The organism is Streptomyces sp. NPDC020747 (assembly GCF_044334695.1).
Lineage (GTDB): Bacteria > Actinomycetota > Actinomycetes > Streptomycetales > Streptomycetaceae > Streptomyces.
Genome location: NZ_JBIRTJ010000015.1, coordinates 94,123 through 109,184 on the forward strand (window position 1 = coordinate 94,123; position 15,062 = coordinate 109,184).

The following is a 15,062-nucleotide window of genomic DNA, read 5'->3' on the forward strand; positions in this document are numbered from 1 at the left end:
CGGGGGGCGCCAGGGCTCAGGGCTCACGGCTCACGTACTGGGGCTCACGTTTGAGGGCTCGGCCTCAGGACTTGCGGGCGACGCCCCCGTACACGTCCGTCGCCTCCGGAGTGGTGCCCGGCTCGGGGCGCCACAGCGGGCAGGAGACGATGCCGGGCTCCAGCAGTTCCAGGCCGTCGTAGTAGACGGAGATCTCCCGCGGGCTGCGCAGCACGTACGGGACGGCGCCGGTGTCGTCGTAGCCTTCCTGGGCCCGCTTGAGCTCGGCGTCCGTGTCGGTGCTGTCGTAGTGCACGAAGTAGCTGCCCGGCGGCAGGGCGGCCTGGAGGCGGCGGACGATCGACCGGGCCTCTTCGTGGTCCTGGATGTGGCCCAGGATGCCCATCAGCATCAGCGCGACGGGCCGGCCGAAGTCGAGGATCTTGCCCGCGGCCTCGATGATCTTCTCGGGCTCGTGCAGATCCGCGTCGATGTAGTCGGTGACGCCCTCGGGGGTGCTGGTGAGCAGCGCCTGGGCGTGCCGCAGCACCAGCGGGTCGTTGTCCACGTAGACGATCCGCGACTCGGGCGCCACACGCTGGGCGACCTGGTGCGTGTTGTCGTAGGTGGGCAGACCCGTGCCGATGTCCAGGAACTGGCGGATGCCCAGCTCACCGGCGACGAACGTCACGGTACGGATCAGATAGCCGCGGGAGGCGCGGGCCATCGTCTCGATGTTCGGGGCGATCTCGCGGTAGGCGTCGCCCGCCTCCCGGTCGACCTCGTAGTTGTCCTTGCCGCCCATCCAGTAGTTCCAGATGCGGGCCGAGTGCGGCACCGCGGTGTCGATCTTGGACAAAGCGTCCTGGTCGGGAGTGGACTGGCCGTCTGCCATGCGAGATCTCCTGCCGTGCGTCACGCGGTCTGCTTCTAACCTACCGTCAACTGCCCTTTGCATCGCCCCAGTTGAAGATCGGGAGCAGAGGGCGCACGGATGGGAGGGCCGGGGCCGCCGACGTCCAGAGTGACGACGGGGACATGCTGGGCGAGTGTGCGGAACGCCCGGCGGTAGGCGTCGGCCGCCTCGGCGTTCTCGGAGCCGGGGCGGTGCCCGGAGTCCGTCAGCTGGAGAAGGGCGCCGTCCCGCTCGGCCACGGACTCGGCGAAGTCGAGCGCCTGGATCCAGGTCACCCGGGAGTGTCCGCGGCGCAGTGGCCCGTAGACGAGTTCGTGGATGATGGAGCCGTCGACCGCCAGCCGGCCGGGGGCGGCGAGGAGTTCGCGGTACGGACGGGTCGGGTCCACGTGGTGCAGCTCGCCCCGCGAGCGCCTGATCGTGAAGCCGCCTCGGACCAGTTCGGCGAGCAGCCCGCTTCTGGCGATGCCGTCGGGGCCCTCGACGACCAGCGTCCGGCACCGGTCGACGGCCTCGTGGAGCGTGCGCATACCACTCCCTCCAGGACGACCGACTTGCCCAGTGTGGCCGGACGACCCGCACGGCGGGAGTGCGCGTGCGGGTTGTCCGGTTGTGCGGCCGTAGTGGTGGATGGTCGTGCGGGCGTAGTGGTGCCGTCCGGTCTCCGCCCGCACGCCCCTGCCGGCACGGGCGTCCGGGCGTGTGAGCGCGGCGGAACGCGGGCTCGCGACGCGGGAGTTCAGCGGGTGTCGGGCGGCGAGACGTGTCGGGCGACGAGGAGCGTCAGGCGACGAGGAAGTCGGCCTGGCCGGACTTCGCGCCCTCCAGGAACGAGATCATCTCTTCCCGGGTGTAGACCAGTGCGGGCCCGTCCGGGTCCTTGGACTGGCGGAACGCGACGCTGCCGTCGGGCAGTCGCTTGGCCTCGACGCAACTGCCGCCGTTGGTGCCGCTCCAGGGCTTCTGCCAGCCCTCGGTGCCCAGATCGATGGCGGGCATACCGCTGTGGATGGGGTCCATGGAAGTCATGGCTCACAACTCCTTACGCAGTTCAGCCAGGATGGCCCTGGTCCGAGCGACCGGCTCCGCCTGCACGGACATCCGGTCCATTACTTCGAGGTACGTCACGACGTCGGCCGGCTGGTCGACGTAGACCGAGCCGACGAGGCTCTCGGTGTAGACGATGTCGGGAAGTTCGGAGAAGCCGAAGCGGAAGTAGTGGAAGGGGCCGAACGCGCCCGGATGGGCTCCCACGGAGTACCGCAGTATCTGGATCCGGACCTTCGGCATGTCCAGGACCTCGTTCAGCCGGTCGATCTGGGCCCGCATCACCTCGGCCCCGCCCACCGGGCGGCGCAGCACCGTCTCGTCCAGGACGGCCCAGACTGCTGGTGCCTCGGACTTCGCGAGCAGGTCCTGGCGCTTGAGGCGCAGGGCGACGCGGCGGTCGATGTCCTCCTTCGTCTCGTTGGGAAAGCCGATGTGCATGAGCGCGGCCGCGTAGTCGTGCGTCTGCAACAGGCCCGGGACGTAGTGGGGTTCGTAGAGACGGATGACGCTGGCTTCGCTCTCCAGGCTCACGTAGGCGCTGAACCAGTCGGGCAGCACGTCGCGGTACTTGTACCACCAGCCGGGCTGGTTGGCCTCCCTGGCCATGGAGAGGAAGTCGTCGACCTCGGACTCCGGGACTCCGTAGGTGTGCAGCAACTCCCTCACGTAGGGGATACGGAGGCCGACCTCGGCCTTTTCTATCCGGCGGACCGTCAGAGGAGTGACCTCGATGGCCCGTGCGGCGTCCTCGAAGGAGACTCCGGCCCGTTCCCGCAGATGCCGGAGCCGCTTGCCGAGAACCATCCGCAGGACGGTCGGTGCACTGCCGCCCGAGCGGTTGTCGCTCACGTCCTACCTCCCGGAACGGCCGTCACAGCGTGCAGTGTGCCACGAGGTCGCTGACACAGACAGAGCTATGAGGATCGTTCTGAAATTATCAGAACGCTTGTTGCGGGTTGAGTGTGTCGGCCATCATAGTGATCGAGTGACCTGCCGCACAGTCCGGCGGCGACCGCGCACAACAGCGCACCGCCTTCCCGGACTTGACGCTCCGGCAGGGAGGGCAGACCGCAGCACAGCGATGCGACACCTGGATGGCCACCGTGACCGACGGACAATCGAGGAGCCCCGGCAGGAGTCCCGCCGGGGCCGACAACGCGCTGGCGGCCGCCCTCAGAGACGCCGGCTGCTCCTATGCCTCGCTAGCCCTGCGGGTCAACGAACTGGGGCGCAGGCAGGGCACGGACTCGAACTACGACAAGGCGTCGGTCACCCGCTGGCTGAACGGCCAGCAACCCCGGGGAAACACCCCCGAGTTGATCGCCGCCGTCCTGTCCGAGCGACTCGGCCACGCCGTCTCGCCGACGGACCTCGGCTTTCTGCCCGACCAGCAACGCCCGGTCGTCGGCAGGGCACTCGTGTACCGCGAAGACCTGGCAGACACCTTGCACACCTTGGCCGAACTCGGCTCCACCGACATCTCCCGCCGCAGCCTCCTCGGCGCGGTCCCCTTCGTCGCGGGTGCCCTGACGAACCCTCAGCGCGACTGGCTGCTCTGGCTGGTGGAGCACGCCGGGCATGCCGGGCACCACGACGTCACGCGGCTCGCGCCTGCCACCGGCGGCGGGTCCGTCGAGCAGGTCCACGCCATGATCAGCATGTTCGACCAGATGGACAACCACTTCGGCGGCGGCGGAGTGCGCACCAGCATCGTGCACTACCTGTGCACCGAGGTCGTGCCCATGCTCCAGCGCCGCGGCACACCCCCGCACCAGCAGCGCCTGCTGTACGCGGCTGCCGCCCGCCTCGCGGCGATGGCCGGCTGGAGCTCGTACGACGCGGGGGAGTACGGGCTCGCCCAGCGCTACATGACCCAGGCGCTGCGGCTCTGTGCCGAGGGCCGCGACCGCGTCCTCGGCGGGCAGATCCTGGCCGGACTCTCCCACCTCGCCACCAACCTCGGCAGGCCGGACGAGGGCGTGGCGCTGGCGCGGGCCGGCATCGCGACCGCGAAGGACTCGGGCAGCCCCCTCGGTCTGATGCGGCTGTACGCCATGTCGGCGCGCGGCCACGCGGCGCGGGGCCGCTCCGGTGAGACGGCCGAGGCGCTGAGGCTCGCGGAACAGCAGTTGGACGCGAGCCGTGGCGCCGCGCAGGAGTCCGTGTGGGTGCGTTTCCTCGACCACCACTACCTCCAGGCCGAGTCCGCCCTGTGCTTTCGGGACCTGGGCCTGGCCGCGCAGGCGGAGCGCACGGCCGGTGAGTCCATCGACGCGAACGCCGACCGGCGAAGGCGCCAGGCCATCAGCCGTTCCGTACTGGCGACCGCGCACCTCCAGCAGAACCGCCTCGACGAGGCGATCGGTACGGCGAACAAGGCGCTCGACACGCTCAGTGCGGTGCACAGCGAGCGGTCCATCCAGGCCCTGCGCGACTTCCGTAAGAGGCTGGAGCCCCGCAGCCACGAGCCACTGGTCCAGGAGTTCGAGCGCAGGTCCCGACCGGTGCTGGGGGCGGTGGCATGACCATCGGTACCAGCGTGACCGGCCTGCCCGACGGCTTAGTAACCGTCGGGCGAGGGCGCGTTCTGGGCGCGGTCGACGGGCAGATTGGCCCCGGAGATCCCGCTCGACCAGTCCGACAGGAGGAACGCCACCACGCGTGCCACCTCCTGCGGCGCGACCGGCTCCCCGCCCGGCAGCTCGGCCGCCGCGAACGCGGCGAAGGCCTCGGGTTCCTCTCTGCGCATCCGGTCCCAGCGGCGGCCCGGGATGAGCATCGACCCCGGCGAGACGGCGTTCACCCGGATCCCGTCCGGGCCGAGCTCGCGCGCCAGCGAGGCGGCCAGATGGATCTGCGCGGACTTCGCGGTTCCGTACTGTGCGTCGGGCCCCGGCTTCCAGCCGGAGATCGACGAGATGACGACGACCGAACCACCGCCCGCCGTACGCAGATACGGGACGGCGGCCCGTACCAGCCGCGCGGTGTGTCCGACGTTCAGCTCCCAGGTCGCGGCCCAGTCCCCGGCGTCCGTCTCTTCGAGCCCGCGTCCGCGAGAACCGCCCGCGCAGGCCACCACCCCGTCCAGGCCCCCGAAGCGATGCGCCGAGGCCGTGACGAACTCCTCCAGCCGCTTCGGTTCGGTGACATCGAGGGCTCGGGTGAACAACTCGTCGGGCGCCGCGGCATCGACCGTGCCTCTCAGCGTCTCCAGGTCCCGTGCGGTACGGGCGCACGTCGCCACCCGGGCGCCCTCGGCGGCCAGCAGCCGCACGATCTGCTCGCCGAGCCCGCGCGTGCCGCCGGTGACGAGCACCCGCTTGCCGCTCACACCGGACCAGCCGCGGGCACCCTGCCCGCTCTCGATCGTCCGGCCTTCGCTCACTTTGCTCACGCTTTCGAACATACATGCCACGCCACTACGCGCCTGCAACCGGACAACCCCCGCACCCCCTGGTCCGTCGCCGCTCCGGCCGGTTGGCTGCACGAGCAGCCACCGAGACCGTCCCCCACCCGTGCTGCACACGAAGGAGGCACGATGACGGCATCCAGGGCACACCGCCGTCGGCCGTCGCCCTCGCTGACGCGCGGCGCGGACCATGACTCGCCCACCCGTCGGCCCTGGGCCGGTGAGCCCGCCTCCGTGAGCGCGGCCCGTGTCCTTCGCACCGTGGTCCCCGTGCAGCCCTCGCGCGCCTCGGGCGTACGACGGACGGTCGCCGAGCAGCTGTCGTACCTGCGGTTGCCGGCCGAGCGGCTCGACAACGCCGTCCTGGCCACCGACGAACTGTTCGCCAACGCGGTCAGGCACGGCAGTCCCGACGCCGGTGACATGGTCACGGTCAGCGTCGAGTGCACCGACCACGAAGTACGGGTGACGGTCGCCGACCACTCGCCCGACCTGCCGCGCCACCGCACGGCGGACGCCGCAGACGAGTCCGGACGCGGGCTCGCGATCGTTGCCGCACTCGTCGACGACTGGGGTGTCGCGCCGCCCGACCCCGGTGAGTCGGAGAAGCGGGTGTGGTTCTCATTGGAAATCCAGGGGGCGTCATGAGCGGTTCCGGCATGCCGGGCCACGTCGCGCACGACACGGCACGCGAGGGGCGTACGGGGGTCGCTCCCCGTCCGGGTCGCGACGGGCCCACGGAACCGACGGGTGCCCCGGACGACCCGGGGCACCCGTGCCGGGACGGGCACGCGGGGCGAGTGCACGACACGACGGAGGAGGACGGCGCGGGGCGCAGCCACGACGAGATACACGACGAGGTGCGGGAAGTGCGGCCGGTCGTCGTGCCGGCGCTCGCGGCCGCCCTCGCCCACGAACTGGTCCGCAGGGCGGACGAGGACCGGAGAGTGACGCGGGCGGCGCACCGCAGCCCCACGCAGGTCGCGCGGCGCCGTATCGCCGAGTGCCGCAGAGGAAACGCCGAAGCGCTGAAGACCATCGTCAAGCGTCATGCCTGGCCGACCGCCGACCTGGTCGGCGCGCCCGCCTCCACGGCGGCTCTGATGATCCTCCTGCACGCTCCCGACCTCGACTTCCAGCTCGCCTGTCGCGACCTGATCGCCCATGCCACGGCGGACGGACGCTGCCCGGCGCCGCACCACGCGTACATCGCAGACCACTGCGCCGTCGAACTCGGCCAGCCGCAGTTCTACGGCACCCGTGTGGACCCCGCGACCTTCCGCCCGTATCCGGTCCGTCAGCCCCGGACGCTCGACGAGCGTCGCGAGGACGTCGGGCTGTGCCCGCTCGACGAGCAGATGCGGGCGCTGCGCCTCGGCGGCTGAGGCCGCGGCTCGGCGCGACTGCGGAGGCGGCGCTACGGCTCCAGCCGCAGCTGCCATTCCTGCTCCTGGTCGCCGGAGACCATGCCCTCCTCGCGCACGGTGAAGACGGAGGTGAGGGTCTCGTCGGCCCGCCGTACCGCCTCGGGGCTGCCCTGGAGGGTGACGGTCACCGGGGCGGAGAGCGGCGGTGCGGTCGGCGGCGCGATACCGGTACCGACCGGTACGTCGTTGTCGAACGCGGCCGTGTAGACCGTGGCGCCCCCGTCCCCGGGCAGGTCGTCCGCCGTTCCGAAGGCGGATTCGAGGGTGTGGACGACCGCCCGCGCGTCGGCGGCCGTGCCGCCGCTGAGCGTGAGCGTCAGAGCGAGATGCGTGCCAGGCGTCATGACCAGCCACCTTTTCCTGTGCGGGCTCTTCTCGTGCGGGCTCTTCTTGTGTGGATGCGCGCCGTCCCGTTGGTGTAACCGGTGCTCCGGGCCACAAACGGCGGCTCGGCCCTGCGTGGGGCGTATCTCCATGACACCGCCATCCACCGGACCTCGCAGCCGCACCGCCGGGGTGTCGCGAGCCGCCGCCGGCTTCCCGTCGGCTTTCTGTCGGCCTTCCGCCGGGTCAGGACGGTCGCAGCGGGGTGGTCTCCATGAGGCGGGCGGTCATCCGGCGGGCGGGGGCCTCGGTCCGTTTCGCGACGCGGCGGAAGGTGTCGTGTGCCGACCGGGCCGGCCAGGCGGCGGGCAGATGCCTGGCGGGCAGCCGCGGGTCCGTGCGGATGATCCGGAGCCACTCGCTGGTCAGGCGCAGTCGGGTCCCGAGCGGGTCGCCGGAGTCGGAGCCGAGCCGGTCGGTCCAGCGTCTGTCGAAGTCGGTGTACCGGGCGCCGACGCCGTCCAGGTCCCAGGTGTCACGGATCATCAGACCGATGTCGGTGGCGTCGTCGGCCGTGGCATGGAAGATCTTGACGTGGGCCGCGAGCCCGAGTTCGGAGACGAGCGCGGACACGTCGAGGTCGCCGGGCGCGATCCACAGCCCGCTGTAGAGGGGGCCGAAGCCCGACCAGGTCAGCCGGGAGCGCAGATCGTGCCGCTGGCGCTGCCAGGACTCGGGCAGTGAGAAGCCGAGCAGCGTCCAGGTGCCGTCCCAGTCGTCGTTGACGGCGCCGGTGTCCCAGAGCCGCTTCTTGCCGTTCCAGAGGATCTCCGTCGCCTGCGGGGTCAGGCCGAAGTACATCCGGCGCCCCTCCCGCTGACGTCGCAGCAGACCGCGGTTGACCATCCGGGTCAGCGTGGACCGCACCGCCTGCTCCCCGACCCCCGCGCGCGCCAGCACCTCGATGACGCTGCCGGAGTACACGCACAGCGGTCCCTCCTCCAGAACGTGGCCGCCGAAGAAGGCGAACATCAGTGACTGGGGGCGCAGTTGCGGTCCTTCGGGGAAGTCCTTGGCCGCGCGTGGAGTCTCGTCGTGCACGTCGGAAAGGGTACGGCCGGCCACCTCCCAACCTCCCTTGTCCGCGGTACTGACAGCGCGAACATAGGTGTGTAGATTGCGGCCGTCAAGAAAGTGCACAACGTATGGATGGTCTACGGGCCGACAAGTCTCGGCGAGGCAGCGGTAGCTACTCCCCGCTCCGCTGCCTCGTCGTCCGAAGTCCGCGGTTCTCTGCTCGATCCGCTGGGCCTGTCCGCGCACAGCGGGTGCACGCCACCACAGGTCTTTCCGTCAGGAGGAGCCCATGCAAAGGCGCGTTCTCGGGTTAGCCATAGCCGTGGTCACGGTCGCGGGCGCGGCCGGATGCGGGTCCTCGTCCTCTTCGAGCGGCACTTCGTCGTCCTCGGGCGGAGGCAAGACCACGGAGGTCAAGGTCGGCATCATCCCGATCGTCGATGTGGCACCGCTCTATCTGGGCGACAAGAAGGGCTTCTTCAGCAGCCGGGGCATCAAGCTCAAGATGGAGAGCGCCCAGGGCGGCGCGGCGATCATCCCCGGTGTGGTGAGCGGCCAGTTCCAGTTCGGCTTCAGCAACACCACCTCGCTGATGCTCGCCCAGACCAAGGGCGTCCCCGTGAAGTCGGTGGTCAACGGCGCGGCCTCCAACGGCAAGGTCGGCGCCGACGTCACCGGAGTCGCGGTCAAGAAGGACAGCTCGATCAAGACGGCCAAGGACCTCGCCGGGCAGACGGTGGCGGTCAACACCCTGCAGAACATCGGGGACACGACCGTCCGCGAGTCGGTCCGCAAGGCCGGCGGCGACCCGTCCAAGGTCAAGTTCGTCGAGATACCGTTCGACCAGATGCCGGCAGCCCTGGACGGCGGGCAGGTGGACGCGGCATGGATGGGCGAGCCCGCGACGACGATCGCCAAGGCCCAGGGCGCCCGGGTCATCGCCTCGCCGTTCGCCGAGACCGACCCGAAGCTCACCGTGGCCACGTACTTCACCTCGGCCAAGGTGACGCAGGAGAACCCGGATCTCGTGAAGAAGTTCAGCGAGGCGATGGCCGAATCACTGACCTACGCCTCCGAACACCCCGACGAGGCACGCCAGATCCTCACCTCCTACACCAAGATCAGCGGCGACGTCCTCGACAAGCTCACCCTGCCCAGTTGGCCGGCGAAGGTCGACATGGCCTCCCTGGAGAAGCTGGCCGCCCTCGGCGAGGAGGACGGCATCTTCGGCGACAAGAAGCCCGACCTGGACGCGCTGTTCTCATGACCGGCCCCGGTCCCACCCCCGTACTGGCGGAGCCCGCCGGGACCGGATCCCGTCCCGGCGGGACACCCGCCCGGCGCGGTCCGGTCCCGGTCGCGGTGCTGCGCGGCCTCGCCGGTCTCGCCGGACTGGTCGCGGTGCTCGAAGTGCTGCCGCACACCGGCCTGGTGTCGGCCGACTACCTGCCGCCCGCCTCGGAGACCGTCCGCACGCTGGGGACCCTGCTCGCCGAACCGACGTTCTGGACCGCGCTCGGCGACACCCTGACCGGGTGGGGCCTGGGGCTGGCCGTCGCCGTCGTGGCGGGCGTCGCAGTCGGAGTCGTCATCGGCTCCGTGCCCGTACTGCGCGCGGTGACCGCGTCCACCATCGAGTTCCTGCGCCCCATCCCGTCCGTGGCCCTGATCCCCGTCGCGGTCCTGCTCTACGGCACCGACCTCAGGTCGAAGCTGCTGCTCGTGGTGTACGCCGCCTTCTGGCAGGTGATCGTCCAGGTGCTGGCCGGAATGCAGGACGTCGACCCGGTCGCCGAGGACACCGCCCGCAGCTATCTGCTCGGCACCTGGGGCCGGGTCCGCCACGTCCTGTGGCCGACCGCGCTGCCGTACGTGATGACGGGGGTACGGCTGGCCGCCACCGTGGCGCTCATCCTCACGATCACCGCGGAACTCGTCATCGGCGCCCCGGGTCTCGGCCACGAGATCGCCGTCGCGCAGGTGTCCGGAGCCGTGCCGCGCGTCTACGCCCTCGTCCTGGTCACCGGCCTGCTCGGCGTCGCCGTCAACCTGGCGGCACGAGCGGTCGAACGACGGGCACTGCACTGGCACCAGTCCGTACGCAGGGAGGTGACCGCATGACCGCCCTTGCCATGGTCCGACGCGGCCTGCTCGTCCTGGGCCTGCCCGCCGTCCTCTTCACCGTGTGGTGGTTCGCCACCGCCGGCAGCACCGACTTCTACTTCCCGCCCCTGGCCACCATCCTGGACAGCTTCGGGAAGGTCTGGACGACGGAACGGCTGCTGTCGGACGTGGTCCCCAGCCTGCTGCGCCTCGCGGCCGGCTACCTCCTCGCCGTGGTCGTCGGAGTGGGGCTCGGCCTGGTCGTCGGAACGCGGCGGGCCGTACGGGACGTCCTGGAACCGGTCCTCGAACTCTTCCGGGCCATCCCGCCACCCGTGCTCATCCCGGTGATCATGCTGTTCGCGGGCATCGGCGACACCATGAAGATCCTCGTCATCGTCAGCGGCTGCATGTGGCCGATCCTGCTCAACACCGTCGAAGGCGTCCGCGCGGTCGACGAGGTGCTCGGCGACACCTGCCGCTCCTACGGCATCACCGGCGTCGCGCGCCTGCGGTATCTGGTGCTGCGCGCGGCGAGCCCCCAGATCGTCACGGGCATGCGCCAAGCCCTGTCGATCGGGATCATCCTCATGGTCATCAGCGAGATGTTCGCCGCCAGCAACGGCCTGGGCTTCACCATCGTGCAGTTCCAGCGCTCCTTCGCCATCCCCGAGATGTGGAGCGGGGTCCTGCTGCTCGGCATCCTCGGCTTCCTCCTGTCCCTGCTGTTCCGGTTCGCCGAGAACCGGGCCCTGGCCTGGTACCACGGTCTGCGCCGCGCGCAGCGCAATCCCTGACGCACCCCCGACGCGATCCCTGAGCAACGCCTGACAAGGAGACGTCGATGCTCGACGTACAGGACCTGCAGAAGATCTACACCGGTCGGCACCGCAACGTCGAGGCGCTGCGCAACCTCACCTTCCACATGGCCGAGGGTGAACTGGTGTGTCTGGTCGGGCCGTCGGGCTGCGGCAAGACCACCCTGCTGAAGTGCATGGCGGGCCTGCTCGCCCCCACCCGCGGCGAGGTACGCCTCGACGGCCGCCCGGTCGCCGGACCGCCGCCGGGCATGGCGGTCGTCTTCCAGGAGTACGGCCGCTCGCTGTTCGCCTGGATGAACGTGCGCGACAACGTCGCCCTGCCGCTGCGCGGCAAGAAGCTCGGCAAGGCGCGCGAGCGGGAGCTGGTGGACCACGCCCTGGAGGTGGTCGGCCTCTCCGACGCCCACGAGGCGTACCCCTGGCAGCTCTCGGGAGGCATGCAGCAGCGTGTCGCCATCGCCCGCGCCGTCGCGTACGAGCCGAAGGTGCTGCTGATGGACGAGCCCTTCGCGGCGGTCGACGCGCAGACCCGCGCCGAACTGGAGGACCTCATCCGGAAGTTGTGGCACGAACTCGGCGTCACCGTCCTGTTCGTCACCCACGACATCGACGAGGCGGTCTACCTCGGCCGGCGCACCCTGATCCTCTCCAAGTCACCGACCGTCGTGCTGGAGGACCTCACCATCGACCTCCCCGACGAGCGCGACCAGTTGCACACCCGCTCAAGCCCCCGCTTCGCCGAACTGCGCGCCCACGTCTACGAGCAGATCCAACGGGCCAAGCACCACAGCGGGGACACGGCCCCGGACCCGGTGGCCACGGACCGGGCCATCGGTCCCGTACTCCAGAAGACCGAGTCCTGAGCGCCCTCGGTGTTCTCCGGAGCCGACGCCTCTTCGGTGATCAGCCGGAAGCGGACGACTCCGGCTCGACCAACCCCTCGCGGTAGGCGATCGCCACGGCCTCCGTGCGGCTGGCGGCGCCCAGCTTGGCGAGGATGTTGGAGACGTGCACGCTTGCCGTCTTCCCGCTGATGAAGAGCTCCTCGCCGATCTGGCGGTTGGTGCGGCCACGGGAAAGGAGCAGCAGGACGTCGTTCTCCCGTGCCGTCAGGACGGGTGCCCGGTCGGCCGTGGAGGAGGTCTCCGCGAGGCGGCCCCGGCGGATCAGCCGCTCGACCTCGTCGCCCAGCGGTACGGCGCCCAGCCTTACGGCCGTGTCGCGCGCGGCACCTGCGTGCGCGGCGGCCTCGTCGCGCCGCTCCGCCCCCAACAGGGCCTCCGCCAGCCGCAGTTGACAGCGGGCCTGCTCATAGACGTCCCCGTAGCCGAACGCCGCGACGGCCTTCTCCCAGGCCCCGACGCTCAATTCGACGCCCCCTCCGCCGTCCGGCCGGGCACCGGCCCGTGCCCACTCCGCCTCGGCGCGCGCCAGCCATGCCAGCCCCTCGGGGCCCTGCGGCGTTCCGTCCTCGCCCTTGGCCGCCGTGACCCGGGCCAGCTCCACCAGCTCCTTCCCGGTCCCCGTCCAGCGGCCGGCCCCCTCTTTGTCGCCGGTCTGCCGGGACTCAACGGCCGCGTCCCCGATGGCGGCCAGGGCGAGGGCCGCGAGCCGTACGGCCACATGCGGCGTGGTGCCGGCTTCGTCGATGAGCGCCGCGAGCGTCGTACGGAACTGTTCGAGAGCCCCCTCCGCGTCGCGTCGCAGTACCGCCGCGTCGGTCAGGAGGAGGCCCGCGACGAGCGTGGCCATCCAGTCGAACGGCCCGTCGAGCAGGGCCCGGGCCCGCTCGGCGGCATGCTCGTCACCGCGCGCCAGGGCCACCGACAGGGCGGGCCCGATCGCGTACCTGCCCGCAGTCGGCAGCCCGTCGAGCTCGGTCTCCGCGGCCCGGAGACACTCGTCCCACTGGCCCAGGGTGTACAGCATCAGGGAGCGCAGATAGCGCATCTCCACCGGGTACGGAGACGAGAGGAGCCCGGCGCGGCCGGCGCGCTCCAGCCCCTCGGTGAGCCAGGTCAGGCATTCGTCCAGGTCACCGGACTCGTGCGAGCCGATGGAGAGGTTGAAGAGCGCGCGCATCTCGACGGAGGCGTTGCCGGCGCGGCGGGCCAGCTCACGTGCCTCCCGCAGCCGGGCCCGCCCCTCGGGCGTACGCCGGCTGTGCCCTTCGAGGCCGACCAGGGAGATCAGCAGATCGGCCTGCGCGTCGGACACGTCGAGTTCCTCGGCGACGCGCAGGGCCTTGCGGGCGACACGGTGGGCGGCCTCGCCCTCGCCCATGTACGTCGCCGCCATGACATGGGTGGCCGCGGCCCACACCCAGGTGCGTGACGGAGGATCGGCGGGGATCATCGCGAGCGCCTCGTTGCTGTACGTGAACGCGGCCGCGAGGTTGTCGATGCGCATGAGGTTGCCCGCGAGCGTGTAGCGGACACGGGCGGCCAGTTCGGAGTCCTCGTCGTTGCCGACCCTCGCCAGCGCGGACCGTGTCAGCGAGACGGCCCGGTGGGTCTCACCGGCGTGCGCGGCGGCCGCGGAGGCGCGCAGCGTCAACGTGACTGTGTCGAATCCCTCGGGCCGTGCGGCCGCGGGCACCGCCGACCACAGATCGAGGGCCGCTTCCAGATGCCGCAGCTCCTCGGCGGGCGCCCGGACGCGGCCCGCGTGGTCGGCCGCCTCCAGCGACGCGGCCAGCGCGTCGGCCAGGTCGTGGCTCTCCCGGGAGTGATGGGCGCGCTCCGCCGCGCTCTCGGCCCGGTGGCCGCGCCCGGCCAGCACTCCGGCGAACGCCCTGTGCAGCCGTACCCGTTCACCCGGCAGCAGGTCGGCGTAGACGGCCTCGCGGATCAGGGCGTGGCGGAACGAGTACGTGTCGTTCTCGCCGGGGACGAGGAGTTGCCGCCCGACGGCCTCGCGCAGGGCCGACTCCAGCTCCTCCTCGGGCAGTCGCACGGTGTCGCGCAGCAGATCGTGCTCGACGCGGCGCCCCGCGACGGCCGCCGTGCGCAGCACCTGCTGAGCGGTCGCGGTCAGTTGCTCGAAGCGGATGAGGAGCACGTCGGCCAGCCCGCTCGGCACGGCGGACGCCGCCCCGGGCACGGCCTCGGAGGTGGCGGCGAGCAACTCCTCCGCGTAGAACGCGTTGCCCTCGGCGCGCTCGACGATACGGCGGACGGTGGCCTCGGGCAGCGGGGCGACCTGCTGGGCACGGACGAGACGCGCCACCTCGCCGTCTGGCATCGGCCGCAGTTCGAGCCGCTCGACGACGGGCAGCCGCACGAGCTCGGCGAGCAGTGGGCGCAGCGGGTGTCTGCGGTGCAGATCGTCGGCGCGGTACGACGCGAACACCGCGAGCCGCTGACCGGGCGTGCCACCCGCGACAGCGTCCTCTCCTCTCGACCGGATCGACCGGACCCGGGACTGGAGGATCCCCCGGCTGAGCAGGAAGCGCAGCAGGTCGCGGGAGGACTGGTCCGCCCAGTGCAGGTCCTCCAGGACCAGCAGCAGCGGGGCGGACCCGGCGAGATCGGTCAGCAGACTCGCCATGCCCTCGAACAACTGCAGCCGTCCGCCCGCGTCCCCCGCGCCGCCGCTGCCGTCGCCGAGCAGCCGGTCCACCACGGGATGCGAGGCCAGGGCGGCGGAGAACCGCTCGTCGTCGGCGAGCACACCCACGATCTCGGTGAACGGCAGATAGGGCAGACCCACGTCACCCAGGTCCACACAGTGCCCCGTGACGACGGTCGTGCCCACGTCGGTGGCATGCCCCGCGGCCTCGGCGAGCAGCCGGGTCTTGCCGACTCCCGCGTCCCCCGCGACGAGCACGGCACGCGCCTCACCGGCCCTGGCCCGGTCCAGGACTCGGGTCAGTCGGGCGAGTTCGTCCTCGCGGCCGATGAACGGCGTGGTGAATGAGGTGGTCGGCACACATCCATCCTGGCACGCACCACCGA

The 15,062-nt window shown here is 71.2% G+C and carries 15 protein-coding genes; 7 read left to right on the forward strand and 8 right to left on the reverse strand.

Features of this window, described 5'->3' with window-relative positions:
• Positions 1-64: 64 nt before the first annotated feature.
• The 4 genes from ACH4YP_RS34210 to ACH4YP_RS34225 all read right to left on the reverse strand — a co-directional run bounded on the left by ACH4YP_RS34210 (position 65) and on the right by ACH4YP_RS34225 (position 2,749).
• The gene (locus ACH4YP_RS34210; RefSeq protein ID WP_398494714.1) at positions 65-874 is read right to left on the reverse strand and encodes an SAM-dependent methyltransferase; all 810 of its coding nucleotides are present in this window, start codon (positions 872-874) and stop codon (positions 65-67) included.
• A gap of 35 nt (positions 875-909) precedes the next feature.
• Positions 910-1,425, reverse strand: coding sequence for a hypothetical protein (locus tag ACH4YP_RS34215; RefSeq protein WP_361055946.1), 516 nt, complete (start codon positions 1,423-1,425; stop codon positions 910-912).
• A 253-nt stretch (positions 1,426-1,678) separates the two neighbouring features.
• Positions 1,679-1,924, reverse strand: a complete 246-nt coding sequence (locus tag ACH4YP_RS34220) for a DUF397 domain-containing protein (protein ID WP_361055943.1) — start codon at positions 1,922-1,924, stop codon at positions 1,679-1,681.
• Between the two features lie 3 nt (positions 1,925-1,927).
• Positions 1,928-2,749 carry a helix-turn-helix domain-containing protein gene (locus tag ACH4YP_RS34225; protein WP_398494902.1) on the reverse strand — a complete coding sequence of 274 codons (822 nt, stop codon included), beginning with the start codon at positions 2,747-2,749 and terminating at the stop codon, positions 1,928-1,930.
• A gap of 290 nt (positions 2,750-3,039) precedes the next feature.
• On the opposite strand from ACH4YP_RS34225, the gene ACH4YP_RS34230 reads away from it, so the two are divergent.
• Positions 3,040-4,470, forward strand: a complete 1,431-nt coding sequence (locus tag ACH4YP_RS34230; protein ID WP_398494716.1) for a hypothetical protein — start codon at positions 3,040-3,042, stop codon at positions 4,468-4,470.
• Between the two features lie 35 nt (positions 4,471-4,505).
• Here ACH4YP_RS34230 and ACH4YP_RS34235 read toward each other — a convergent pair whose 3' ends face one another.
• A complete protein-coding gene (locus ACH4YP_RS34235; RefSeq protein ID WP_398494904.1) occupies positions 4,506-5,330 on the reverse strand; it encodes an SDR family NAD(P)-dependent oxidoreductase in 825 nt (274 codons plus the stop codon).
• Positions 5,331-5,483: 153 nt separating this feature from the next.
• On the opposite strand from ACH4YP_RS34235, the gene ACH4YP_RS34240 reads away from it, so the two are divergent.
• Both ACH4YP_RS34240 and ACH4YP_RS34245 read left to right on the forward strand, forming a co-directional pair.
• Positions 5,484-6,002: an ATP-binding protein gene (locus ACH4YP_RS34240; RefSeq protein ID WP_398494718.1), complete on the forward strand. Its 519-nt coding sequence runs from the start codon at positions 5,484-5,486 to the stop codon at positions 6,000-6,002.
• Entirely contained in the window at positions 5,999-6,739 is a 741-nt protein-coding gene (locus ACH4YP_RS34245) for a DUF6624 domain-containing protein (RefSeq protein ID WP_398494720.1), read from the forward strand. The genes ACH4YP_RS34240 and ACH4YP_RS34245 overlap by 4 nt, the downstream gene beginning before the upstream one ends.
• Positions 6,740-6,771: 32 nt before the next feature.
• On the opposite strand, the gene ACH4YP_RS34250 is transcribed toward ACH4YP_RS34245, so the two are convergent.
• Both ACH4YP_RS34250 and ACH4YP_RS34255 read right to left on the reverse strand, forming a co-directional pair.
• Positions 6,772-7,125 carry a hypothetical protein gene (locus tag ACH4YP_RS34250; protein ID WP_361055929.1) on the reverse strand — a complete coding sequence of 118 codons (354 nt, stop codon included), beginning with the start codon at positions 7,123-7,125 and terminating at the stop codon, positions 6,772-6,774.
• Between the two features lie 226 nt (positions 7,126-7,351).
• Positions 7,352-8,137, reverse strand: a complete 786-nt coding sequence (locus tag ACH4YP_RS34255; RefSeq protein ID WP_398494906.1) for a PaaX family transcriptional regulator C-terminal domain-containing protein — start codon at positions 8,135-8,137, stop codon at positions 7,352-7,354.
• 334 nt (positions 8,138-8,471) lie between these two features.
• Between ACH4YP_RS34255 and ACH4YP_RS34260 the strand changes: the two genes are divergently transcribed.
• The 4 genes from ACH4YP_RS34260 to ACH4YP_RS34275 are packed head-to-tail and all read left to right on the forward strand — an operon-like array spanning position 8,472 to position 11,969.
• The gene (locus ACH4YP_RS34260; protein ID WP_398494722.1) at positions 8,472-9,449 is read left to right on the forward strand and encodes an ABC transporter substrate-binding protein; all 978 of its coding nucleotides are present in this window, start codon (positions 8,472-8,474) and stop codon (positions 9,447-9,449) included.
• The gene (locus tag ACH4YP_RS34265; protein WP_398494724.1) at positions 9,446-10,303 is read left to right on the forward strand and encodes an ABC transporter permease; all 858 of its coding nucleotides are present in this window, start codon (positions 9,446-9,448) and stop codon (positions 10,301-10,303) included. Before ACH4YP_RS34260 ends, ACH4YP_RS34265 begins: the two co-directional genes overlap by 4 nt.
• Entirely contained in the window at positions 10,300-11,082 is a 783-nt protein-coding gene (locus tag ACH4YP_RS34270; RefSeq protein ID WP_398494726.1) for an ABC transporter permease, read from the forward strand. Before ACH4YP_RS34265 ends, ACH4YP_RS34270 begins: the two co-directional genes overlap by 4 nt.
• 47 nt (positions 11,083-11,129) lie before the next feature.
• Positions 11,130-11,969 carry an ABC transporter ATP-binding protein gene (locus tag ACH4YP_RS34275; protein ID WP_398494728.1) on the forward strand — a complete coding sequence of 280 codons (840 nt, stop codon included), beginning with the start codon at positions 11,130-11,132 and terminating at the stop codon, positions 11,967-11,969.
• 40 nt (positions 11,970-12,009) lie between these two features.
• Here ACH4YP_RS34275 and ACH4YP_RS34280 read toward each other — a convergent pair whose 3' ends face one another.
• On the reverse strand, positions 12,010-15,036 hold the full coding sequence (locus ACH4YP_RS34280) for an AAA family ATPase (protein WP_398494730.1): 3,027 nt from the start codon (positions 15,034-15,036) through the stop codon (positions 12,010-12,012).
• Between the last annotated feature and the right edge of the window lie 26 nt (positions 15,037-15,062).